Source organism: Acinetobacter sp. ANC 5054 (genome assembly GCF_002135295.1).
Lineage (GTDB): Bacteria > Pseudomonadota > Gammaproteobacteria > Pseudomonadales > Moraxellaceae > Acinetobacter.
Map to the genome: position 1 here is coordinate 181,354 of NZ_NEGG01000005.1, position 23,731 is coordinate 205,084.

At 42.0% G+C, this 23,731-nt stretch carries 20 protein-coding genes and 1 tRNA gene; 18 read left to right on the forward strand and 3 right to left on the reverse strand.

Annotation, left to right across the window (positions count from 1 at the left end; genetic code table 11):
- Window positions 1-98: 98 nt before the first annotated feature.
- Window positions 99-1,100 carry a sulfate ABC transporter substrate-binding protein gene (locus B9T33_RS07175; protein ID WP_086178253.1) on the reverse strand — a complete coding sequence of 334 codons (1,002 nt, stop codon included), beginning with the start codon at window positions 1,098-1,100 and terminating at the stop codon, window positions 99-101.
- A 381-nt stretch (window positions 1,101-1,481) separates the two neighbouring features.
- On the opposite strand from B9T33_RS07175, the gene B9T33_RS07180 reads away from it, so the two are divergent.
- The 4 genes from B9T33_RS07180 to B9T33_RS07195 all read left to right on the forward strand — a co-directional run bounded on the left by B9T33_RS07180 (window position 1,482) and on the right by B9T33_RS07195 (window position 4,128).
- Complete coding sequence (locus B9T33_RS07180) at window positions 1,482-1,787, forward strand: hypothetical protein (protein WP_086178254.1); 306 nt, start codon at window positions 1,482-1,484, stop codon at window positions 1,785-1,787.
- A gap of 153 nt (window positions 1,788-1,940) precedes the next feature.
- Complete coding sequence (gene gltX, locus B9T33_RS07185) at window positions 1,941-3,449, forward strand: glutamate--tRNA ligase (RefSeq protein WP_086178255.1); 1,509 nt, start codon at window positions 1,941-1,943, stop codon at window positions 3,447-3,449.
- 90 nt (window positions 3,450-3,539) lie between these two features.
- Window positions 3,540-3,615: transfer RNA gene (locus B9T33_RS07190), tRNA-Glu, on the forward strand.
- A 171-nt stretch (window positions 3,616-3,786) separates the two neighbouring features.
- Window positions 3,787-4,128 (forward strand): hypothetical protein, encoded by a 342-nt coding sequence (locus tag B9T33_RS07195; protein WP_086178256.1) that lies wholly within the window; start codon window positions 3,787-3,789, stop codon window positions 4,126-4,128.
- A 28-nt stretch (window positions 4,129-4,156) separates the two neighbouring features.
- Here B9T33_RS07195 and B9T33_RS07200 read toward each other — a convergent pair whose 3' ends face one another.
- The gene (locus B9T33_RS07200; protein WP_086178257.1) at window positions 4,157-5,143 is read right to left on the reverse strand and encodes a zinc transporter; all 987 of its coding nucleotides are present in this window, start codon (window positions 5,141-5,143) and stop codon (window positions 4,157-4,159) included.
- A 284-nt stretch (window positions 5,144-5,427) separates the two neighbouring features.
- On the opposite strand from B9T33_RS07200, the gene B9T33_RS07205 reads away from it, so the two are divergent.
- Window positions 5,428-5,838, forward strand: coding sequence for an SEL1-like repeat protein (locus B9T33_RS07205; protein ID WP_086178258.1), 411 nt, complete (start codon window positions 5,428-5,430; stop codon window positions 5,836-5,838).
- Between the two features lie 72 nt (window positions 5,839-5,910).
- On the opposite strand, the gene ettA is transcribed toward B9T33_RS07205, so the two are convergent.
- Window positions 5,911-7,572 (reverse strand): energy-dependent translational throttle protein EttA, encoded by a 1,662-nt coding sequence (gene ettA / locus B9T33_RS07210; RefSeq protein ID WP_086178259.1) that lies wholly within the window; start codon window positions 7,570-7,572, stop codon window positions 5,911-5,913.
- 318 nt (window positions 7,573-7,890) lie between these two features.
- On the opposite strand from ettA, the gene B9T33_RS07215 reads away from it, so the two are divergent.
- The 13 genes from B9T33_RS07215 (at window position 7,891) to B9T33_RS07275 (ending at window position 23,729) form a co-directional block, all read left to right on the forward strand.
- On the forward strand, window positions 7,891-9,168 hold the full coding sequence (locus B9T33_RS07215; RefSeq protein WP_086178260.1) for an O-acetylhomoserine aminocarboxypropyltransferase/cysteine synthase family protein: 1,278 nt from the start codon (window positions 7,891-7,893) through the stop codon (window positions 9,166-9,168).
- A gap of 222 nt (window positions 9,169-9,390) precedes the next feature.
- Entirely contained in the window at window positions 9,391-10,296 is a 906-nt protein-coding gene (locus B9T33_RS07220; protein ID WP_086178261.1) for a DUF2167 domain-containing protein, read from the forward strand.
- Between the two features lie 35 nt (window positions 10,297-10,331).
- The gene (locus tag B9T33_RS07225) at window positions 10,332-11,084 is read left to right on the forward strand and encodes a hypothetical protein (protein WP_086178262.1); all 753 of its coding nucleotides are present in this window, start codon (window positions 10,332-10,334) and stop codon (window positions 11,082-11,084) included.
- A 335-nt stretch (window positions 11,085-11,419) separates the two neighbouring features.
- Window positions 11,420-12,307 (forward strand): SDR family NAD(P)-dependent oxidoreductase, encoded by an 888-nt coding sequence (locus B9T33_RS07230; RefSeq protein WP_086178263.1) that lies wholly within the window; start codon window positions 11,420-11,422, stop codon window positions 12,305-12,307.
- A gap of 104 nt (window positions 12,308-12,411) precedes the next feature.
- Entirely contained in the window at window positions 12,412-13,722 is a 1,311-nt protein-coding gene (locus B9T33_RS07235; protein ID WP_086178264.1) for an FAD-dependent oxidoreductase, read from the forward strand.
- Between the two features lie 96 nt (window positions 13,723-13,818).
- A complete protein-coding gene (hisIE, locus tag B9T33_RS07240; protein ID WP_086178265.1) occupies window positions 13,819-14,601 on the forward strand; it encodes a bifunctional phosphoribosyl-AMP cyclohydrolase/phosphoribosyl-ATP diphosphatase HisIE in 783 nt (260 codons plus the stop codon).
- 9 nt (window positions 14,602-14,610) lie between these two features.
- Complete coding sequence (locus B9T33_RS07245; RefSeq protein ID WP_086178266.1) at window positions 14,611-16,113, forward strand: UvrD-helicase domain-containing protein; 1,503 nt, start codon at window positions 14,611-14,613, stop codon at window positions 16,111-16,113.
- Between the two features lie 48 nt (window positions 16,114-16,161).
- Window positions 16,162-17,568, forward strand: coding sequence for an ATP-binding protein (locus tag B9T33_RS07250; RefSeq protein ID WP_086178267.1), 1,407 nt, complete (start codon window positions 16,162-16,164; stop codon window positions 17,566-17,568).
- A 350-nt stretch (window positions 17,569-17,918) separates the two neighbouring features.
- Complete coding sequence (locus B9T33_RS07255; protein WP_086178268.1) at window positions 17,919-20,756, forward strand: monovalent cation/H+ antiporter subunit A; 2,838 nt, start codon at window positions 17,919-17,921, stop codon at window positions 20,754-20,756.
- A gap of 4 nt (window positions 20,757-20,760) precedes the next feature.
- A complete protein-coding gene (locus tag B9T33_RS07260; protein ID WP_086178269.1) occupies window positions 20,761-21,126 on the forward strand; it encodes a Na+/H+ antiporter subunit C in 366 nt (121 codons plus the stop codon).
- Window positions 21,126-22,934 (forward strand): monovalent cation/H+ antiporter subunit D, encoded by a 1,809-nt coding sequence (locus tag B9T33_RS07265; RefSeq protein ID WP_086178270.1) that lies wholly within the window; start codon window positions 21,126-21,128, stop codon window positions 22,932-22,934. The genes B9T33_RS07260 and B9T33_RS07265 overlap by 1 nt, the downstream gene beginning before the upstream one ends.
- Before the next feature lies 1 nt (window position 22,935).
- Complete coding sequence (locus B9T33_RS07270) at window positions 22,936-23,457, forward strand: Na+/H+ antiporter subunit E (RefSeq protein WP_086178271.1); 522 nt, start codon at window positions 22,936-22,938, stop codon at window positions 23,455-23,457.
- Window positions 23,454-23,729, forward strand: coding sequence for a monovalent cation/H+ antiporter subunit F (locus B9T33_RS07275; protein WP_086178272.1), 276 nt, complete (start codon window positions 23,454-23,456; stop codon window positions 23,727-23,729). Before B9T33_RS07270 ends, B9T33_RS07275 begins: the two co-directional genes overlap by 4 nt.
- Window positions 23,730-23,731: the final 2 nt, after the last annotated feature.

The following is a 23,731-nucleotide window of genomic DNA, read 5'->3' on the forward strand; positions in this document are numbered from 1 at the left end:
TATTCCGCATATATAGAATTTTATGCATTACATATATAAAAAACGGATAAACTTATTATCCGTTTTTCTTGTCATCACTATCATTTTCTAGAAAATCATTAATTTTTTTCACTATAAATTTGGTCAAAGATTGCTCCATTCACAAAATGGGTTTTCTGCGCTTTCGCCCAACCACCGAACACCTTGTCTATCGTGAATGTCTGTACTTTAGGAAATTGTGCAGCGTATTTAGCAGTGGCTTTCGCATCGCGTGGACGGAAGAAATATTTACCTGCTAGTTCCTGCCCTTTCGGTGAATATAAATAATTCAGATAGCCTGTCGCTAAATTTCGATTGCCATTTTTATCGACGGTTTGATCCACGACAGCCACCGACGGCTCTGCCAAAATTGAAATGGATGGGTAAACAATCTCAAATTTATCTTTGCCTAAGCCTTGAGTGGCAAGCAATGCTTCATTTTCCCAAGAGAGCAACACATCCCCAATACCACGCTCAGCAAATGTGGTTAACGAACCACGTGCACCGGAGTCCAAAACTTTGACATTTGAATAGAGCTTTTTCACCAATTCTTTGGCTTTGGCATCATTACCGCCGGGTTGCTTTAATGCATAGCCCCATGCAGATAAATAAATCCAACGCGGTGCACCCCCCGTTTTAGGATTTGGGGTAATAATTTCCACACCCGGTTTCGTTAAATCATTCCAATCTTTAATTTTCTTGGGATTGCCTTTACGCACCAAAAAAACAATGGTTGACGTATAGGGTGCAGAATTATGTGGAAATTGCTTTTGCCAATTCTTTTTGATTTGCCCAGTTGCGACAATTTCATCAATATCATTCGCCAAAGCTAAGGTCACAACATCCGCTTGCAAACCCGTTGCAACGGCACGCGCCTGTTTCCCAGAGCCGCCATGAGATTGCTTAAAGTTAATATCCTGTCCAGTTCGCTTTTTCCAATATTGCCCAAATTCTTGGTTATATTCTTGATAAAACTCGCGTGTCGGATCATAAGAAACGTTGAGAAAATCCTTTGCTGCATGCAGCTGCGCTGCCACCCCGCTTAATATTGCCAAAATGCTTGAAGCGATTATTTTTTTCATGTGCTTTACTCTTATATTTAATCTTGCAAGCACTATATAAATCTAAAATATTTTTAACAATCAGTAAGCTATAACTTATCTTCACTAACATTTCGATTTTAAAGATATCTAAAAAATGAGTATAAAATGCAAAAAATTAGATATAAGAATTAATCTCATCGGTGATCTTCATGCTATCTTCACAGTTATCTGTTACAACTACGCCAATTCAGGATAAAACAGGCTATTTAAGTAATCCTTGAATAGATTTTGTTTATTTTTTTGTTAATATTGTGACGTAGTTCTACTTTTTAATTACAAAAGATGGTTAAATCGTAGACTAAATATTAAAACTATTTGCAAATATAAAGATCCATCACCAAAGTAGGGGGAGATTTGGACATGAAAACTTCATATGCAGTATGCCTTGGATTAGGTATGGCATTGAGCGCTCAAACCGCATTTTGCGCAGCAACAAGTACAGCGGCAAGCAACACCACCAGCAGTAAAGTGAGCATGCCTGCCGAACGCACTTCTTTGATTGAAAAAGCCCTCAATCAACAAAAATCTGAAGGTAAAGGGCGTACTGATGATAGCCTTAAAGTGCTTACATCAATTAAAGCACCACCATCACAAAGTTTTTTTGCTTCACAAAACCAAAGTTTTTCACGTTTTGTTCAAGCTATTTTCTCGGGCAGTAATTCTTAATTTATATTGAAATTTTAATGTACTAAATTTCTTTAGATAGGTTTCCCTCACCTGTCTTCAAAAGCCTGATCACTGAATGTTGAATTAAGCATTAAGTGATCAGGCTTTTTCGTTATAATAGTTCCCAATTTACATTCTGATTAAAAGCTGATTATGACTGTTCGTACGCGTATCGCACCTTCTCCTACTGGTTTCCCACATGTTGGGACTGCCTACATTGCATTGTTCAACTTATGTTTTGCAAAACAACATGGTGGTGAATTCATTCTTCGTATTGAAGATACAGACCAACTGCGTTCTACTCCTGAATCTGAAAAAATGATTTTGGATTCATTGCGTTGGTTAGGTTTAAACTGGTCAGAAGGTCCAGATGTTGGCGGGCCACATGCACCTTACCGCCAATCTGAACGTATGGATATTTATAAACAATACGCTTTAGAACTTGTTGAAAAAGGTCATGCATTCTACTGCTTCGCAACAGCAGAAGAACTCGATCAAATGCGTGCAGAACAACAAGAACGTGGTGAATCACCTCGTTATGATGGTCGTGGTTTAAAACACACAGCTGAAGAAGTAGAACGCCGTCTGGCTGCTGGCGAACCACACGTGATTCGTATGAAAGTGCCAGAAGAAGGCATTTGTAAATTTAACGATTTACTTCGCGGTGAAGTAGAAATTCCATGGGCGCAAGTCGACATGCAAATTCTATTGAAGACCGATGGCCTACCAACGTATCACTTAGCAAACGTTGTCGATGACCATTTAATGGAAATTACCCACGTGATTCGTGGTGAAGAATGGATTCCATCGGCGCCTAAACATCAGTTGCTTTACAAATACTTTGGTTGGGATATGCCTGTGCTTTGCCACATGCCATTACTACGTAACCCAGACAAATCAAAACTGTCTAAACGTAAAAACCCAACATCCATCAACTACTACAAAGATATTGGTGTTCTACCAGAAGCATTGTTGAACTACTTAGGTCGTATGGGTTGGTCTATGCCTGATGAAAGTGAGAAATTCACTTTGACAGAAATGATTGAACACTTCGACATTAAACGCGTGTCTTTAGGCGGCCCAATCTTTGATGTCGAAAAACTCAACTGGTTAAATGGTCAGTGGATTAAGGGCTTAACCCCTGCTGAACTTCTAAACACCTTGTTGACTTGGAAATCAGACCGTCAAACGTTGGAAGATATTGCAGCAGCGATTCAGCCACGTATTAACCTATTGTCTGAAGCAGTAAACTGGGCTGGTTTCTACTTCAACCAATTCCCAACACTGTCTAAAGAACAGTTCGAAAGCAAAAAATTGTCTGAAGAACAAGTTCGTCAAAGCCTTCAATTTGCGATTTGGCGTTTAGAAAGCTTATTTACTTGGAATAATGATACGGTCAGCCAAACCTTGATGGACTTGGCGACACAGATGGAAATCAAACTCCGTGACTTTATGCCAACCTTCTTTATTGCCATTGCAGGTTCGACTTCATCTACCCCTGTGATGCAATCGATGGTCACCATTGGTCCTGACTTGACCTTCGCCCGCCTACGTCATGCACTTGAAATTGTAGGTGGCCCGAGCAAAAAAGAAACAAAAGCATGGGAAAAGCTCAATGAAAGCCTAAAACTGCCGAAAAATGATGCAGTTGATGAAGCTTAATTGATTTTTTAGTTGACGCGTGGGTGTTATATCCCTAATATAGCGCCCATACAGCGAGATGGTGTTAACCAAATCAAAGTTGCCTCACTTGTCCCTATCGTCTAGAGGCCTAGGACATCGCCCTTTCACGGCGGTAACCGGGGTTCGAATCCCCGTAGGGACGCCATATTCAAGATCATTTGAAATGGTCTTATAAAAAACCCAAGCATTGCGACTTGGGTTTTTTATTGCCTAGAGTTTTATTCTTGGCTTTTATTCATCACAATTTTCACTGTGTTTTTTGCTTTCTACATCATTCAGATTAGAATAAACCATAGATTAAAATTATGGAGTTGTAATGCAATACCGTTGCCCTAAATGCCAAAGCCCTAAAATTATGCCACAGGCGCAAGCAGGCGAACCTGTTGCACGCCCAGTTGTGCCGAAAAGCTTGATCATGCTGATCCCTGCTGTATTTATTTTATTACTGCTTGTATTAATCAGCATTTCAATGTGGATTTTTGGTAATGGTGCTGGCACAACATTACAAACTGCAACTGTTGTGGTTTTTATTATTTGCGTCATTGCAGGCTTTATGTTCTATCGCGATCTACCTGATTTTAAAATTTCCATGCAAGGTTTCATGCAGTCACAAAAAAAATGGAAATGTCGTGAATGTAACCACGAGTGGGAAATTTAATCCTTTCACGCTAAAAGTCACATCAAACTTAATGTTGATGTGACTCATCATGGTTATTTTCATTATGCGGATGTGCATGTTCATTTTCAGCATGTTCGTGTACATGACCATGCATTTGACTATGCTGATGTGCCAAGCATTCATCTTCCTCAATCTGCAACGTCATTTCAGTAATGCCATGTTCATGTTGTAGCATTTCAATCGCTTCAAAATATAAAGCATTCCGATCCGCTTCAGGTGCAAACAGATGCACCGTCAAATGTACATTTTTTGAAGTAATGGCCCAGACTTTGAGTTGGTGAATACTCTCCACCCCTTTTAGCGCCAATAAATCATTGCGTAGTTTTTCAATATCGATTTCTTCAGGGACACCTTCCAATAAAATATTGATACTTTGTTTTAGCAATATCCAAGTTCTGGGTAATACCCAAAAACCAATCAAAATCGCGATTAAAGTGTCGACCCACATCCAACCTGTAAAATAAATAATGGCTGCACCAATGATCACCCCTACCGAACCCAAAGCATCGCTTAATACTTCTAAATAAGCGCCTTTTACATTCAAGCTTTCTTGTGAACTTGAAAATAGAATCCGCATCGAAATCAAATTTATGATCAAACCAATGACTGCTACGATCAGCATGCCCATACTTTGAATATTCGGCGGTGTTGAAAAGCGTTGATAAGCTTCATATAGAATATATATCGCAACCACAAAAAGCATGAGCGCATTAAATAGTGCAGCTAAGATTTCAAAACGTTGATAACCAAATGTGCGTTTATTGTCGGCAGGCATTTTGCCAATTTTGATTGCCACCAATGCGATCGCCAGCGCTGCCGCATCGGTAAACATATGTGCAGCATCTGATAACAGCGCCAAACTTTGAGTGATAAAACCTGCAACAACTTCAATAATCAAAAATGTCGTGGTGAGCACCAAAGCAAAACTGAGCTTCTTAATATTGCCTTCTGTCACTACTGCATGGCTGTGGTCATGCCCATGATTTTCTGCCATACCAACCCCTGAATGGATGTTTCTGATTAGCTTAACAACTATATGAGGGGTTATAAAATTACATTGTGTATCGCATTACGCATTAGTACATTTAATAAATATATAGTTGAAATTTAAATAAATTATTTAAAATAAATATTTGCAATTTGCTATTAACTTCTCGATATAAGCATGCTATTTTTCAAATAGTGTGAAGCTCGTTTTAAAACAAATAGATGAACAACGACTGGCGCAAATTTTGTGTTTTGCGAAATGCAAATTTAGAACATAAAAAGGAGTTTATTATGATTCGACAAGCTCTTGAAAAGATAGTAGATGTGTTGTTAAAAATTGGGGATGCAAAGCTGCAAGGAATGCAACTTTCAACGCCCGAAGCACAAGGTGATTATGTTCAAGGTACTTATTTTGAACAATTGGCTACCCAGCATCATCATGATTATCTTATGCACCATACGATAAATACATCTGATCTTTCTCCAATCGACTACCGCAATGCTATGTGGAACTTCTTAACAGCCGCACTAAAGGGGCATAAAGAAGCACAATATCGCATTGGTATGGCCTATCTCAATGCTGAGTTAGGATTAGATCGCAATTATGAGCTTGCTCACTTATGGTTGAGCCGAGCTGCCGCCCAAGGCCATGTCCAAGCTGACAACGTGCTAAAACATGCTTATGAAGAAATTGCGTTATAAACATCGCAATAAAAAACCAGCCCTTAGGCTGGTTTTTTATTCACATCACAATTAGCAATTAGCAATTAGCAATTAGCTGCCAATTTTACGATATTTTTGACGTTTGGTCGCAAGGTCATCACCGTCACGCTTACGACGGAATTCTTCAAACTCATGGTAGTTACCTGTGAAGAATTCAGGCGTTTCCGTTTCAAATGACAAGATGTGCGTTGCAATACGGTCTAAGAACCAACGGTCATGCGATACCACCATTACCGTACCTGGGAATACAAGAATTGCATCCTCAAGTGCACGTAAAGTTTCGATATCCAAGTCGTTCGATGGTTCATCGAGCAAGATCACGTTTGCACCCATTTGCAGGATTTTCGCAAGTTGTAAACGGTTACGCTCACCACCTGACAACTCACCTACGCGTTTTTGCTGATCTTGACCTTTAAAGTTAAAGCGACCGATATATGCACGTGATGCGATTTCATAATCACCGATACGTAAGATATCTAAACCACCAGAAACTTCTTCCCAAACCGTTTTGTTGTTATCCAACGTGTCACGAATCTGACCCACGTAAGCCACTTTAACCGACTCACCCAATACCACAGTACCAGTGTCTGGTTGTTGCTCACCTGTCATCATACGGAACAATGTGGTTTTACCCGCACCGTTTGGACCCACAATACCGACAATCGCAGTAGGTGGTACAGTGAAAGTTAAGTCTTTGTATAGTAGACGACCATCAAATGATTTGCTGATACCTTCAACTTCAACAACCTTGTTCCCTAGACGTGGACCAGGTGGAATGTAGATTTCAGAGGTTTCATTACGTTGTTGGAACTCACGCGAGTTAAGTTCTTCAAAACGCTCCATACGTGCTTTGTTTTTCTTTTGCTGACCTTTCGCATTTGAACGAACCCATTCAAGTTCTTTTTTCAATGCTTTGGCAAACGATTCTTCTTGCTTATTCTCTTGTTCTAAGCGGGCATTTTTCTGCTCCAACCAAGAAGAGTAGTTACCTTGATATGGGATACCCATACCACGGTCAAGTTCAAGAATCCACTCTGCAACGTTATCCAAGAAATAACGGTCATGCGTGATCGCAACGATGGTGCCTGCAAAGTCTTTCAAGAAGCGTTCTAACCAAGATACAGACTCTGCATCCAAATGGTTCGTCGGTTCATCTAGAAGCAACATGTCTGGTTTAGAAAGCAATAAACGGCACAGCGCAACACGACGACGTTCACCACCTGAAAGTAATGTTACGTCGGCATCCCAAGCTGGAAGGTTCAAGGCAGCTGCTGCTTGATCCATTTGGTTCACAATGTTGTGTGCATCCCAAGCATGGATAATCGCTTCAAGCTTTTCTTGTTCTTTTGCAAGTGCATCAAAGTCAGCATCTTCTGCTGCATATTCTGCAAAGACTTCGTCCAAACGTGCTAAAGCGTCAAGTGGTTCACGTAGACCATCTTCAACGTTGCCGCGAACGTCTTTGTTTGGATCAAGTGGTGGTTCTTGCTCAAGATAGCCGATTTTGATACCCGGTTGAGCACGTGCTTCACCAGAGAAATCTTTATCTACGCCCGCCATAATACGAAGCAAGGTTGATTTACCTGCACCGTTTAGACCAAGCACACCAATTTTCGCGCCTGGGAAAAATGATAAAGAGATGTCTTTTAAGATTTCGCGCTTAGGCGGAACCATTTTCGACACACGGTTCATCGTGTAAATATATTGGGCCACGTAGGACTCCTCAATAGTCAAACCATATACGGAACAACATGAAGTTGCCCCTGCTCAATTGAGCGAAAAAATAATCGGCTATTATACGCATAAAGTCGCGAAAAAATAAGGTTTCACATACGTCTTGCATGCATTGTTACAAGTTTAATGCTGCTCAAAAATTACACATCATCTTTTTAATGTAATTTCATTCATCTTTAGCTGAAAAATAATCATTCATATGAATAAAATAGCTAAGTATTTCAAGCATCATGCACTTTTATTCATATAAATAAATGATAGACTGTTCAATAATTAACTCACGTAGATGACGTAAACATGACATATAAAGATGAAACTTTAGCCATTCATGCCGGCTATACACCAGAAGCGACCACCAAAGCAGTTGCCGTTCCGATTTATCAAACGACTTCCTATGCTTTTGATAATACGCAACATGGTGCTGATTTATTTGATTTAAAAGTTCAGGGTAATATTTATACCCGTATTATGAATCCGACGACTGCTGTGCTTGAGCAACGTGTTGCAGCGCTTGAAGGCGGCATTGGCGCTTTAGCACTTGCATCGGGCATGGCTGCCATTACCTATGCGATTCAAACGATTGCCGAAGCGGGTGACAACATTGCTTCAGTTTCCACTTTATATGGCGGCACATATAACCTCTTTGCTCATACTTTGCCGAAGCAAGGTATTGAGGTGCGCTTCTTTGACTATCAAAATCCTGAAGCACTACGCGGTCTTATTGATGAAAAAACCAAATTGGTCTTTGTTGAATCGATTGGCAACCCACTGGGCAATATCATTGACCTTGAAGCCATTTCAAAAATAGCGCATGAATACGGTATTCCAGTCATTGTGGACAACACCGTTGCAACGCCTGTACTGCAAAAATCCTTTGAGTTTGGTGCCGATATCGTGGTGCATTCACTCACCAAATATATTGGCGGTCACGGCAATTCTATTGGTGGCATAATTGTCGATAGCGGTAAATTCCCTTGGGGTCAATATCCTGAACGCTTTAAAGCATTAAATACGCCAGACCCAAGCTATCACGGTGTGAATTATGTCGAAGCTTTGGGTGCAGCAGCTTATATTGCCCGCGCACGCGTTGTTCCATTGCGAAACACAGGTGCTGCAATTAGCCCACACAATGTGTTCTTAATCCTACAAGGCTTAGAAACTCTGAGCTTGCGTATGGAACGTCATACTGAAAATGCGCAAAAAGTTGCGGAATATTTACAAGCCCACCCGAAAGTCAAATGGGTCAACTACGCAGGTTTGAAAGATCATCCTCAACATGCTTTAGCGCAAAAATATGTGAAAGGCAAACCATCGGCCATTCTCTCCTTTGGCGTACAAGATGGTTTAGCTGGCGGTACTCGTTTTATTGACGCACTGCAACTGTTCACACGCTTGGTCAACATTGGTGATGCAAAAAGTTTGGCTTGCCATCCTGCCACAACCACACATCGCCAATTAAATGAAGAAGAACTCAAAGCTGCTGGCGTGAGCATAGATATGGTGCGTTTATCCATTGGGATCGAACATGCAGATGATTTAATTGCAGATTTAGAACAAGCTTTAGCTGCAGTTTAAACCGTTAAAATTAGCTTAAAGCCCAAACAACCGAACGACCTTTCGTCAGAAAGGTCGTTTTTTTTCATTTCAATTTATGTGATTTTTACAGACATTTTTAGGATTCAAATCTATAATTTTGCAAGAATTGGAATCAAAAAATATTTCAATTTAAAATAAAATGAATGATTTCAAATTAGAAAATTTAACTTTTAGCACCAATAAATAAAATACGAGAATCACATGCCAAAAAAGACCACTCCATTTCAATTAAAATCACTTTGCCAGTCGATTGCCTTAAGTCTAGCACTTGCTTCAAGCGTCATTATCCCTCAAAGCACAATGGCATCCGAAACGGCAGCTCAATCAGAACAAGCCAGCCCAATGGCGCAGCTCAATTGGCATATGGGTCCACAAAGTGAACGTATCGCAGACGTTGCCACCTTAAAAACCAAAAGTGAACAAGGCTATTTAGATACTGCTGATTCAGATCGCTTTTTGGAAATGACTGGCAACCTACCTTCAGGTCAAACCAATATTTTAGTCGCGCAAGATGACAGTTGGTGGGCAACCTTTGATTATGAGTCTTCAGGTTATATTAAAGATGATGAAAAAATCGACGCCGATGCCTTACTCAAAGAATTAAAAGCGTCAGATGAACCTTCAAATGAAGAGCGTACTCGTCTCGGTATGAGTAAACTTTATACGGTAGGTTGGGCTGTACCGCCACACTACGACGCACAAACCAAACAATTAGAATGGGCACTTAAAGTTCGTTCAGAAGAAAATCATGAAACCATTAACTATACCGTTCGTCTACTCGGTCGTAGCGGTGTAATGAGCGCAACGCTCGTTTCTGACGAAACTGATTTAAATAAAAATATTGCCCAATTTAAAGACTCACTGACAGGTTTTGATTTTCAGCCTGGCCAACGCTATAGCGAATTCCGCGCAGGTGATAAAGTAGCTGAATATGGTCTAGCTGCTTTAATTACGGGTGGTGGTATTGCGGTTGCCGCGAAAAAAGGCTTATTTGCCGCACTGATTGCCTTCTTGGTGAAAGGCTGGAAATTAGTACTGATTGGTTGTGCAGCAGCGGCAGGTGGCCTTGGTTCGATCTTTAAACGTAAAAAAAATACTGAACAATAATTTCAAAGCACACACTGGGTAAGGATCGCGATTGAATGGTATTCAACATTGCCATGGAATATTGGCTGATTTTAGGTTTATTCAGCTTATATCTGTATGACCTTGCTCGGTTTGTTGGCTTTAATGACATATTATTTACACAAGGATTCAAAAAAGCCTTTTCGGTACAGCTTGGCTCGCAGCAAACGGCATGCGCAAAAAAATATTTGTATTTTGCGTGCCCTTTGCAGCCACATCAGTTGATCTTTCAGCTGAAGTGGCAACTTCAACCACGACATGTATCCTCAGATACTTTGCTACAACTCACCAAGTTTGATCATCGCTTAAACGTTTTAAAACCCTTGCAACCATGGATGTTGATCAACGGTATTTTAACCTTGGTTGTTTTCCCGATATGCCTGTTGTTTTTACATAATATTTTTATTTTGGCTGTGCTCGTCATCCTGATTTACAGTCTGAATCTCAGCCTATTTTTAGCGGTCTTTAGAAAGCGTAAAGTCCTTCAACTCAACTCCAAACAAAGTTTGAATTTCTTTCTAGATGCCTTGTTCTGTCCACCTTTTGCTTTAAATCTACTCAAAAAACTCAGTCTACAGCTCTCCCCGTCAATGGATGCACTGAGCTTTGCACAGCTTTATTTAAATCCTGTGCAACTTTGCCACATTCAACAAGCCATTCTTGAAGATATTGATGAACTCATACAACAGGCAGATGACCCCGCAAGTGAGTATTTTCAGCAATTATTATCTATGCAACAACAGTTAAAAAATTTACAGAAACTGATCTAAATTTGAATTTTGATCAGCCCAATCATGCTGACTGATCGCCGTGCTAACATCATCAAAAGTTACAAAAATTATTTTGTGCGTTTGCTCACACTTCACAAATATCCCTCTAATAATAAAACATCTTCTCTTTCACATATTTATGTGTTAAAAACCTATTAAAGAAGGAATTCAATTTAGAGTAAAAGCTCTAAATATTATTTTATTATCAATCACTTATCGTATAGCTTTTTTTTAATAATTCGCTATCATACGGCTAATCCAAAACTGCCCTACATAATGCATTGTCGGGCCGATAAATGAATACAATAAAATTGCTTTAAATAGGGAATCTCATCGTGAATGCAAAATTAGAAAAACGCTTTCTTGAGCGTGTAAGCGGAAAAACTGTTTTAATTACTGGTGCATCAAGCGGTATTGGTTTAACCATGGCTCATCGCTTAGCCAATGCAGGTGCACACGTACTCCTTGTTGCCCGTACCAAAGAAACGTTAGATGCTGTAAAAACCGATATTGAAGCTGCCGGTGGTAAAGCAGATGTGTTCCCATGTGACTTAAATGACATGGATTCTATTGATGCTGTGGCAACGCAAATTTTAGCTTCTGTTGATCATATTGATATTTTAATCAATAACGCTGGACGTTCTATTCGTCGTGCGGTACATGAATCAACTGATCGTTTCCATGACTTTGAGCGTACCATGCAGCTGAATTATTTTGGCGCAGTTCGATTAGTTATGAACTTATTGCCTAAAATGATGATTCGCCGCGAAGGTCATATCATCAATATTAGCTCAATTGGTGTATTAGCCAATGCAACACGTTTCTCAGCGTATGTTGCCTCAAAAGCAGCACTCGATGCATTTAGCCGTTGCCTAAGCGCTGAAGTTCATTCGCATAATATTGCCATTACTTCGGTGTATATGCCTTTGGTCCGTACACCAATGATTGCACCAACCAAAATCTATAAATACGTTCCGACACTTTCACCTGAGCAAGCGACCGATCTTATTGCTTATGCCATCGTGAAGCGTCCGAAAAAAGTGGCGACTAACCTTGGTCGTTTAGCATCGATTACCTATTCTGTTGCACCAGACATTAACAATAAATTGATGTCGATTGGTTATAACCTATTCCCAAGTTCAACCGCATCCATTGGCGACCAGCAAAAACTCAACTGGGTACAAAAAGCGTATGCACGCCTCTTCCCTGGTGAACACTGGTAAGTTACAGCTGGATTTGAAAAAAAGCCCTTTACTGGGCTTTTTTATTGGGTTTTCGATATAGGCTTTGATACATTAAGCCTGAAACAACAAAAATACTTAGAACAATGAAACCACTGAATATTGCCATCATCGGTGCAGGCACAGCAGGACTTGCCGCCGCATCCTTATTGGCAGAGCAAGGCCACCATATACATTTATTTGAAAAAGCCCAAGAACTTGAACCTGTGGGCGCAGGTTTATTGCTTCAGCCTGCGGGTTTGGCAGTCTTTGAACATTTGGGGATTTTAGATCAAGCTTTAGCACTGGGCGCACATGTCACAGGACTCGAAGGGCAATTGGCAGGTGGCGATCTATTGGTCAATAGTCATTATCAGCAAGCGCATCCTGATTTTTATGGCTTAGGCATCCATCGTGCAACGCTGTGCCATGTGCTCGAGTCTAAAGCACGGGAATATCCAGAGCACATTCAATGGTATATGCAGCATGACATTGGTCAGTTAAATGAGCGGGATGATACGGTTGAACTGATTGGCACGGCTGCGGGTCATGCGTTTCAATTTACAGCCGATTTAGTGCTGATTGCCAATGGCGCACGAAGTCATTTACGACCACAGGCATGGGAAAAACTCAACCAACCTTATCCATGGGGTGCGAAATGGATTATTGTGCCGGAGTGTGACGTACTTGAGCCGCAGATTTTGCATCAGTTTTATGACCGCTCCAATATCATGATGGGAATCATGCCGACTGGTCCGATTCCAACCCAACCTGAACAACGTCTTTCTAGTATTTTTTGGAGTTTACCGAGCGAGCAACTTGCAGACTTCCTGCCCGACCGAAAAAGTCAGCAGCAGTGGCTTGCACAAATTTCGAAGCGCTGGCCACAAGTGGCAGAGTGGCTAGAACATGTCATTCCAGACCCTGAAGATCAACAAAAATGGCTGTCAGCGCAATATCGTGATGTCGTGCTAAAACAATTAGGACAAGGACGCATTGGGGTTTTAGGTGATGCAGCACATGCCATGAGCCCTCAGCTTGGTCAAGGGGCTAATATGGCCCTATTAGATGCTTGGGCCATCAGCAATGCATTGCAACAGATGAGCCAAACCAATCAACATTTGAATACCGAGGCCTTGTGGCAACTTTATCATCAGCAACGCTGGTCATCGATTCGGTTTTATCAATTTTTCAGTCGCTTACTGACGCCTTTTTATCAATCTCATCATGCATGGACAGCGCCATTACGTGATTTTTCATTTCGTGCGATGTATCAACTGCCCTTTTTCCGCAAAGAAATGGCCATCACCATTTCAGGTTTAAAAACGGGTGCCTTCGGACAAATGAATTATGCTGAGATCGCGCGCAAGCATGTCGCAACTGTCTCTGTTGAACGCAGTGATTTTAAATTTGATTAAGAATTAACTCCCCATCATCCCATGGATGGCTTACACTATGATGCTGCTAAATTTGTCTAGCATATATTTTTTGATTTTTTAATTGGTGTAATCCTTATGAACAACCTGCAATGGCTCGATGAAGTAAAATTTAACGAACAAGGCTTAGTGCCTGCTATTGCACAGCATCATCAAAGCGGACGTGTATTGATGGTGGCATGGATGAACCGCGAAGCTTTGGCACTGACCGCAGAAAAAAACCAAGCCGTTTATTTTTCACGTTCACGCAATAAGTTGTGGCACAAAGGCGAAGAATCGGGTCATTTCCAAACCGTACATGAAATTCGTTTGGACTGCGATGCCGACGTGATTGTTCTACAGATTGAACAACATGGCGGTATTGCGTGTCATACAGGTCGTGAGTCTTGTTTCTATCGCAAACTTACACCCAATGGCTGGGAAATTGTGGATGCACAAATTAAAGACCCAAGCCAAATTTATGGCGAAAAATCAGCAAATCCACATACACTTGCAATGAATGCTTCGAATGCAACATCGGAGCAAGTCGATGTCTTGTCTTATTTAGGTCAAATGATGGCTGAACGTAAGCAAGCTGATCCAGATTCATCTTATGTCGCTAAGCTCTACCATAAAGGCTTAAATAAAATTTTAGAAAAAGTCGGTGAAGAAAGCATTGAAACAATTATTGCCGCGAAAGATTTTAAATTTGAAGCGAATGAAGATAATAAAAACGATATGATTTATGAAGTGGCTGATCTTTGGTTCCATACCATTGTGATGTTGGGCTACTTTGACATTGACCCGCAATTGGTACTCAATGAACTTGCACGCCGCCAAGGCCTGTCAGGTTTAGTTGAAAAAGCCAATCGTCAGCACTAAGTTTATCCTGTGTCAGAATTTAAAAAACCAACCGCGACCTATGAGCAGGCGACTGCCATAGATAACGCACGTCTAGGCAAATCTTTTAAAGTGATTGCCTATGCTGGCACAGGTAAAACCACAACTTTACAAATGATCAGTGATGCCATGCCAGAGCGGCGTGGCATGTATTTAGCGTTTAACAAAGCCATTGCCACGGAAGCACAAAACCGTTTTCATAATGGTGTTGACTGTCGAACTTTCCACTCACTGGCATATCGCAGTGTTCCACGTGGAGTGACCGACAAACTTCGTTTGCCACGTTTGAGCCCAAGTTTTATTGCCAAAGAATATCGTCTAGAACCGATTACTTTGCGCCGCATGATGGGCGGACGCTATGAAAAATATGTATTGATGCCATCGCGACTGGCAAGCCTCGTCGCCAATGCCGTTAGTTATTTCTGCTCAACTAGCTCGCAGTACCCAGCACCGCGTCATTTACAAGCGCCAAGTTGGTTACATGCTGATGATATTGAAACGCTACAGAAGCATTTATATCCCGCCATTGAACGTCGTTGGTTAGAGTCGATAGACCCGAACCACCAAGCTGGGATTGGTCATGATATTTATTTAAAACTCTGGGCGTTGTCAGAACCGAATATTCCTGCCGACTATGTGCTGTTCGATGAAGCTCAGGATGCCGACCCCTTGATGTTGGGTATTTTACTGAAACAACGTAATACCCAAGTGATTTATGTGGGTGATGCACATCAGCAAATCTACGCATGGCGTGGCGCTGTCAATGCCATGCAGCAATTGCCTTTGCCCGAATCACGTTTAACCACGTCTTTCCGATTTGGTGAGGAAATTGCCTACAATGCCAATGCCCTGCTCGGTGCATTGAATGAAACTGTACCTTTGCTTGGCAACCCCTTGGTGAACTCGAAGGTGGTGAATAAACCGCACACCAAAATGCGGGATGCGATTTTATGCCGTACCAATGCGCGCGCGATGGAACTCTTATTGGCAGGTTTGGTCAAAGGTGAAAAAGTCAGCCTACAAGCTGACCATGCGCGCTTGAATCGTTTTGTTGACGCGGCGGCAATGCTGAAGCAAGGCAAACGTGTGGTCGATGTGCCTGAATTGGCATGGTTTAATTCATGGCATGATGTGCATGAATACTGTGAAACCAATGACGGCAGTGACATTAAACCACTGGTGAAATTGGTCGATGATCATGGGACTGACCCGCTGAAAAAAGCCTTAGCGAAAATTACCCCGATCGAACAAGCTGAATATATTATTTCTACAGCGCATAAAGCAAAAGGCTTGGAATGGGATCGTGTGCATATTGAAGACGACTACCAATTTAAGCTCAATGATAAAGATTATAAAATTAGTGACGAAGAGTTACGATTGCTTTACGTGGCGTGTACCCGTGCTAAAGTAAGTTTAAATATCCATCATATTTATGACTTGATGCAGCATTTAAAACGACAAATGCCAAAGTCACTGGCGCAAGCCGTCAGCTAATGATGAATAAAAAGGTGAATATAAAATAAGTTAGTAAATAGGTGCGCCATGAACATAGAATCCATTCAACTCAAGCACACGCTCCATTTTGCTGACATACAACTTCAATTTCACTATCACGATCTACCCATCACCCTGATTTTAGGCGATCAAAGCTCAGGTAAAACCTCCCTACTACGTTTTAGTTATCAAGCACTGACATGGTTTGCTGCACGCTATAAAGACTTGCGTACAGCAGGTGTGGTAATGCTTGATCAAGACATCATGCTCAACCGCTTACAATCCAAACTGGATATTCAGGTACGCTTTCCTGAAGAAATAGGTGGGTTTACCGAGTCACCCAATCAGCAAATCTCTGACCCACAACAATGTTCTTGGCAATTATATAAAACCCTAAATAGCCAAGGCATCGGGATGAGTAAAGTTGAAACCCAACAACTTGAAGACATGGTGAGCCTGTATCAAAAAGCCTTAAGAGCAGACCCGCTGCTTGGTCTTCCACTGATTGCCTATTACCCAGCGGAGCGTTTCGTCAATGACGTCAATATTTTAAATAAGAACAATCCTGCAATCTTTCAGCCTTCACATGCATATGAAATTTCAGCCATTCCATTTACCACGTTTATTCGGTTTTTTGAGTGGTTCCGTGAAATTTCAGACATCGAAAATGCGCAAAGCGCGCAGATCATTCAGAATTTATTGCATCCTCAAACAGGGTCAGATCATGCTCACAATTCGGATGCTGAAATCAATTTATTTGGTCAAAAACTCGCACAAGCACAGGCCGAGCTGCATGCCCCATCTTTAAGGGCATTACGCCAAGCGTTGGCGATTATTTTGCCAGATATCAGTAATATCTACCTACAATATCATCCGAAACTACAATTGATGGTGTGCTATCAAGGCAAAGACATGTTGTTCCAACAACTGTCTAATAGTGTGCGCAATCTAGTGGCATTAATTGGCGATATTGTGCGTCGACTCTGCTTACTCAATCCCAATAGCCTATACCCCTGCCAAGAAGGCGATGGTATTTTGTTGATCGATGCGATTGACCATCAATTAGATCAAAATATGGCGCAGTCGATCTTGCCACGTCTTAATCAAGCCTTTCCACGCTTACAAATTATTGCCACAGGGAATCGTCCTGAACTCTTGGAACAAGCTTCACGTTTCCAGTGCTTACATTTAGTGAATAAACAATTATTCGATGTTGAAACTGAAAAAATGCAAGAAACTTATGAGCAGATATATCAGCAGCTACAACTAGATGCTCATGAAAATAATGAAACTAAAACTCCGTCACTGCAGTTAACGGAACCTGAATCCACTACAGATCAGGTACAAAATCTTGTTCAAATCATTCAAAGTCAGTTGAATGTACATCAGCAACAAGAGTTGATTCGCGCCTTGACCCCGCCAAGTGATGAAACGACATCCTCCCAAACTTTATAAGGGACTAATGACAACGTCGATGTCATTTAGATTGAAAGATCAGTACGCATTGCTGCACATTTAGGCAATGCGTCCGCATGCCGCCCCAGCAAAGTTTCAGTGGGCGTATAATATTGCAGTGTTTAGTAAAAAAGATTGATGTTGTTTTACGCATGTAATATGATCGGTTTTACTTACAATTTTCACAGTAACATCGGAAATTGCTATCGATTCACGAGTTGCGCAATACAGCTTGTTTTTAATTTTTTTGACACACATGGTTTTCAAGATTGAATTTTTGGACTGCTCTTTGCTGTCCTGTAATCCTTGAAAGATGAGATTCACCTAGGTTTGATCGCCTAATCATGACAATGGATACGAGTGTGCTACCGATTATTATATTGTTACCACTAGTACTGGGCACGGTACTTATCCCGTGGTTGAAGCAATTCTCTCGCGGGGTAATGGCTTTCGGGGCAATTGCCATTAGCCTGAGCAGTTTGATTTTACTGATCAGTCAAGCTAAAGCAGTTTTTAATGGCGCAACAATTATTCAAACATGGCCTTGGCTAACACAGGCAGGAATTGATTTTAGCTTCCGTCTTGATGCATTAGGCTTATTATTCTCTCTGCTAATCACTGGCATTGGTACCTTAATTTTCATTTATGCTTATTATTATTTAAGTCCTAAAAACTCCCTCAGTAAACTATATGTCTTGCTCATGCTGTTTATGGCAGCCATGCTTGGTATTTCCTTATCTAATAATTTAATTTTATTACTGATTTTCTGGGAACTCACCAGTATTTCATCCTTTCTATTGGTGGCTTATTGGAACAATTATGATGCCGCACAACGTGGTTCACGTATGGCGCTCACCATTACGGGTATGGGTGGCCTCTGTATGTTGGGTGGTTTTGTGTTATTGGCTCAAGTCACTGGAACATATCAGATTGACCAAATTCTGGGCATGGGTGAACAAATCCAACAACACACCCTGTTTGTGCCGATTTTATTGCTGATTTTAATGGGCGCATTTACCAAAAGTGCCCAATTTCCTTTCCATTTTTGGTTACCCAATGCGATGGCAGCACCGACACCCGTTTCTGCCTACTTACACTCTGCCACAATGGTTAAAGCGGGGATTTTCCTGCTCGCGCGTTTATTGCCGATCTTTGCTGGTGCTGCGCTTTATCACAACATCGTGACCTTTGTCGGTCTATTTACCTTATGTATGGCGGCCTTCTTTGCCATTTTCAAAGAAGATTTAAAGGGTTTACTGGCTTACTCCACCATCAGTCATCTCGGGTTGATTGTCTGTTTGCTCGGGATCGGTTCACCACTGGCTGTGGCGGCTGCCATTTTCCACATCATTAACCACGCAACTTTCAAAGCTGCACTGTTTATGATTGCGGGTATTATTGACCACGAATCAGGCACACGTGACTTACGCAAGCTCAGCGGCTTGTGGCAATTGCTGCCTTTTACTGCCACTTTAACCATGATCACCGCGGCTTCGATGGCTGGCGTACCACTCACCAACGGCTTCCTGTCCAAAGAAATGTTCTTCACTGAACTTCTTGCTAACCTTTCTGGCCCTGTGATGGTGATCTCAGCCATTATTGCGACCTTTGCTGGTATTTTTGCGGTGGCGTATTCAGTTCGTCTGGTGCATGGGGTGTTCTTTGACGGACCGCTTGGAAAAGGTGTGCCAAACAAGGATGCACATGAACCCCCTTTTGGCATGCGTGCACCTGCTACATTATTGGCAACCTTATGTATTTTGGTGGGATTATTCCCCACCCTGTTGGTGGAAACCATCGTTAATGCCACAACGCGTGCCAGTCTCCAAAGCCCAAGTTTTGAAGGCACGCATCTGGCGATTTGGCATGGACTAAATGCACCCTTGTTGATGAGTGTGATTGCACTTGTCGGTGGCTTAATCTTTTATTTTGCCCTAGCCAAAGGCAGTAAAATCCGTCGGATCGACTTAGACCCATACTTGGGTCAATTCCAAGGCAAATTGCTGTTTGAATCATTCTTAAAACATTTATTACTCAGCTCACGTAAATTCCGACGTTTTACTGAAAATGGCAAATTACAAAGCTATTTATTGTGGATCCTGATTTTTACGGTGGTCTTGGTGACGATTCCATTTTGGCTACAAGGCATGGGTACGGGTCGTCGTGAACTTATTCATGCGCCTGCCATTGCGATTGTACTGTGGCTATTATTGTTCTCTGCATGTTGGATGATGCTGTGGTTCCACCATGAACGGATTAAAGCTGTATTGATTAGTGGTGCTGTCGGTCTGGTCGTGACCATTGTGTTTATCTGCTTCTCAGCACCCGATTTGGCACTGACACAGATTACTGTAGATGTGGTGACGACTGTTTTATTGCTTATGAGCCTGTCACTCTTACCTCAGCTTACACCTTATGAATCTTCAGTCTCTCGTCGTTGGCGTGATGCGCTCATTGCCATCATTGCAGGTCTCGGAATTGCATGGATTTCATGGCTAATCATGACGCGCGACCACAACTCGATTTCGTGGTTCTTTATACAGCAGTCGATTCCACTTGGCGGCGGTACCAATGTCGTCAATGTAATTTTGGTCGACTTCCGTGGATTCGATACCTTCGGTGAGATTACCGTACTTGGCATTGCTGCGATTGGCACACTGTGTATGATGGATGGGATGCGTGCTCACGGCACCACCACCACTCAAGGTCTGACCTATCGCTTCAATCCATCGCCATTGATGTTCCGTATTACGTCATCGTGGATTTTACCTTTGGCCTTGGTGGTTAGCCTGTATATTTTCCTACGCGGTCACAACCTGCCCGGTGGCGGATTTATTGCAGGTCTAATTACCGCTTTGGCGTTGGTCATCCAATATATTGCCTTAGGTCAAGACCGTGCTGAGCAATTGATTGGGGCAAAATCAGGTCGACTATATGAAATTTGGATTGGCATTGGTTTAACTATTGCTGGTCTGACTGGGGTTGCTGCGTGGCTCTGGGGCCGTCCTTTCCTCACCAGTGCACATATTTATGTCTCTCCGCCAATACTTGGTGAGTTGCATTTGGCATCTGCTGCTCTGTTTGATACTGGGGTATACATTACCGTTGTCGGTGCCACTATGTTGATGATTTCCGTCCTAGGCGACTCGCGTCACTCGAGTATGTCTGGTCCAGTTCCAAGAGGCTAAGAAGATGATCAGTTTAGAATTTTTACTTGCCTCAGCCATCGGCTTACTGACTGCAACAGGGGTGTACCTCATCCTACGTGCACGTACTTTTCCCGTGGTGCTTGGACTGGCGATGATTGGTTATGCCGTAAATTTGTTTTTATTTGCGATGGGGCGCATCAATGTTAATGCACCCGCAGTATTGACCGAAACCACAAAAGCCACTGATCCTCTGCCTCAAGCCTTGGTACTCACCGCAATTGTCATTGGCTTTGCCACTACCGCTTTTATTGTACAGCTTGCATTGCGCAGTCGTTATGAAACTGGAACAGACCACGTTGATTCAAAAGAAGAAATACCGCAGATCGACCCTCGGGAGGATGAGCCTTAATGACTAATCTCATCCAATTTTGGACAACACATAGCCCGATTTTCAGTATTTTAATTCCCGCATTTACCGCATTTATCTTGGTCCTTTTGGGCAATCCCGGTTCAGGTGCGCTCGCGCAGGATTGGCGACAACCTTGGCGTCGTGGCATTAGCTATGTCTCTGGCATTTTGGGACTGCTTACTGCCATTAGCTATTTATGTATTGCCAGTTCTGGGCAAGTTCTGGTTTATAACTTAAGTGAATGGGCAGCACCATTCGGCATTGTATTGGTACTCGATCGACTATCAGCATTCATGTTGGTACTCACCTACGCACTGGCTGTTCCCGTCATGTGGTTTGCCAGTAAAGAATGGGATGAACGTGGTCGATATTTCCATGCCATGTGTCATTTCTTATTGATGGGTTTATGTGGCGCATTTCTGACAGGCGACTTATTTAACCTGTTCGTGTTCTTTGAAATTCTGTTGATGGCATCTTATGTGTTGCTACTGCATGGTCAAGGCAAAGCACGCTTTCAGTTGGGGATTCATTACGTCACCATCAACCTGTTTGCCTCTGCCCTATTCCTGATCGGCTTAGGCATGATTTACGGCAGTGTAGGTAGCTTAAATATGGCCGATGTCGCACGCCTCATGCCATTGCTTGAAAATGATCAGCATCGTCTGGCGGTTGCAGGTGCTTTATTACTGTTTATCGTTTTTGGTATTAAAGCCGCAATGCTACCTTTGGGTTTTTGGTTACCGAAAACCTATGCTGTAGCGACAACGCCTGTTGCTGCCCTATTTACTATCATGACCAAAGTCGGCATTTATGCGATTTTACGAGTAAATGGTACCGTCTTTGATGATGCTTTAAGTCGTGAAATTTTACAGCAATGGTTGCTGCCGATTGGCTTGATTACTTCACTCTACGGTGCTTATGGCGCAATTGGGACAGATCGTTTACGTCGTTTTGTCGGCTTTATGATTTTATCTTCAGTCGGTACGATCCTCGTTGCTATTTCTTTATTTAGCAGTGAAGCTTGGGCTGCGGGACTGTACTATTTAATTCATAGTACTGTCATTGCAGCGGTGTTTTACATTTTATCGGGTTGGATTACGTCACAACGTGGCGAATTTAAAGACCATTTTAAAATTGCACCCCGCATGAAACAGCACAATGCTGTAGCCGTATGCTATTTCCTCATTGCCTTAATGATGGCGGGTTTACCCCCGTTTAGTGGTTTTTTAGGCAAAGTCTTTATTTTACAAGCCACTGCTCATTCGCCTTATCAAATCATCATTATTTTGGTGATTTTACTGGTGAGCTTACTCAGTATAATTGCGTTTACTCGCGTGGGTTTCATTTTATTTTGGCGTGCAACCAAACCAGAAGATGATGTAAATACTGAAGAATATAAGCGTTATCAAGCACTACCATCCGAAGCACCACGACGAAATGATAAAACCATTTATCTCTTACTGGCAGGCTTGCTAGGCTATATGCTGTTTGCTGCCCCAATTTACGACTATACGCAAAAAACGGCAGTGCAAATTCAAAACAATGTTCTCTATGAACAATTGCTCTTGAAAAAAGATGAACAAGGTCAAGTGATCAGTGTTCAGCCCTATGACCCTGAAAATTTACCTAAAACCAAGTATGGTGGTGAATCTGCTGATCCAAATGCACATTTAATTCCCGCGTTGATTGCACCAGAAACGTTAAAAGGCGAACATATTTCTGAGTATAAGCAACGCCAAATCAATGATCAGCAGATTGAAGAACAGCAACCCGAACAAAACCAACTGAAACCAATGGAGGCACCTTAATATGGCTAAAGTATCTGTGCTGAATCGCTGGTTCCCGCATCCATTGGTTTCAGTCATTGTCGGACTAAGTTGGGTCATGTTGGCGCATAGTTTAGATGCGGCTACACTGTGTATGGCCTTAGTCCTCGCGATCATCATTCCACGCTTGGTCCGCCCCTTCATTGACCGCACCCCCAATATTAACTGGTTGGAAGCAGTCAAATTATTCTTTGTTGTGCTGTGGGATATTATCGTGAGTAATATTCACGTGGCGAAATTGGTACTCGGTCCTGCACATAAATTGCATCCTAAATGGTTTCGTGTCCCACTAGATTCACAGCACGAAGAAGTCAATTCTTTACTGGCAATGATCATTACCACAACGCCCGGCACAGTGTCTGCTGGGATAGATCAAGATCGTGGTGATATTTTGGTGCATGCGCTCAGCACCGATGATCCTGAAGGCGAAATTCAGACCATTAAACAACGCTATGAAAAACCACTATTGCAAATTTTTGGCGTAAATACAGGAGAGTCCACATGACCGTATTACCTTATGCTCTTGGAATCTGCTTAGTTGCCATTACCATTTCCATGTTGCTGTGTTTGATTCGTCTAGTGATGGGACCTTCCATTGTCGATCGTCTATTAGCACTAGATACCTTATTTTTAAATGCGATCTGCTTGATTGTGATTTTAGGTATTTACTGGGCAAGTACTGCGATGTTTGAAGGCGCGCTTTTGGTGGCAATGTTGGGTTTTGTTTCCACTACCGCTTTGGCACGCTATTTCACCAGTGGTCACGTGATTGATTAGGA

Coding starts and splice junctions, on each gene's coding strand:
- B9T33_RS07175 (WP_086178253.1), bottom strand. CDS start 1,100: ATGAAAAAAATAATCGCTTCAAGCATTTTGGCAATATTAAGCGGGGTG.
- B9T33_RS07180 (WP_086178254.1), top strand. CDS start 1,482: ATGAAAACTTCATATGCAGTATGCCTTGGATTAGGTATGGCATTGAGC.
- gltX (WP_086178255.1), top strand. CDS start 1,941: ATGACTGTTCGTACGCGTATCGCACCTTCTCCTACTGGTTTCCCACAT.
- B9T33_RS07195 (WP_086178256.1), top strand. CDS start 3,787: ATGCAATACCGTTGCCCTAAATGCCAAAGCCCTAAAATTATGCCACAG.
- B9T33_RS07200 (WP_086178257.1), bottom strand. CDS start 5,143: ATGGCAGAAAATCATGGGCATGACCACAGCCATGCAGTAGTGACAGAA.
- B9T33_RS07205 (WP_086178258.1), top strand. CDS start 5,428: ATGATTCGACAAGCTCTTGAAAAGATAGTAGATGTGTTGTTAAAAATT.
- B9T33_RS07215 (WP_086178260.1), top strand. CDS start 7,891: ATGACATATAAAGATGAAACTTTAGCCATTCATGCCGGCTATACACCA.
- B9T33_RS07220 (WP_086178261.1), top strand. CDS start 9,391: ATGCCAAAAAAGACCACTCCATTTCAATTAAAATCACTTTGCCAGTCG.
- B9T33_RS07225 (WP_086178262.1), top strand. CDS start 10,332: ATGGTATTCAACATTGCCATGGAATATTGGCTGATTTTAGGTTTATTC.
- B9T33_RS07235 (WP_086178264.1), top strand. CDS start 12,412: ATGAAACCACTGAATATTGCCATCATCGGTGCAGGCACAGCAGGACTT.
- hisIE (WP_086178265.1), top strand. CDS start 13,819: ATGAACAACCTGCAATGGCTCGATGAAGTAAAATTTAACGAACAAGGC.
- B9T33_RS07250 (WP_086178267.1), top strand. CDS start 16,162: ATGAACATAGAATCCATTCAACTCAAGCACACGCTCCATTTTGCTGAC.
- B9T33_RS07255 (WP_086178268.1), top strand. CDS start 17,919: ATGGATACGAGTGTGCTACCGATTATTATATTGTTACCACTAGTACTG.
- B9T33_RS07260 (WP_086178269.1), top strand. CDS start 20,761: ATGATCAGTTTAGAATTTTTACTTGCCTCAGCCATCGGCTTACTGACT.
- B9T33_RS07265 (WP_086178270.1), top strand. CDS start 21,126: ATGACTAATCTCATCCAATTTTGGACAACACATAGCCCGATTTTCAGT.
- B9T33_RS07270 (WP_086178271.1), top strand. CDS start 22,936: ATGGCTAAAGTATCTGTGCTGAATCGCTGGTTCCCGCATCCATTGGTT.
- B9T33_RS07275 (WP_086178272.1), top strand. CDS start 23,454: ATGACCGTATTACCTTATGCTCTTGGAATCTGCTTAGTTGCCATTACC.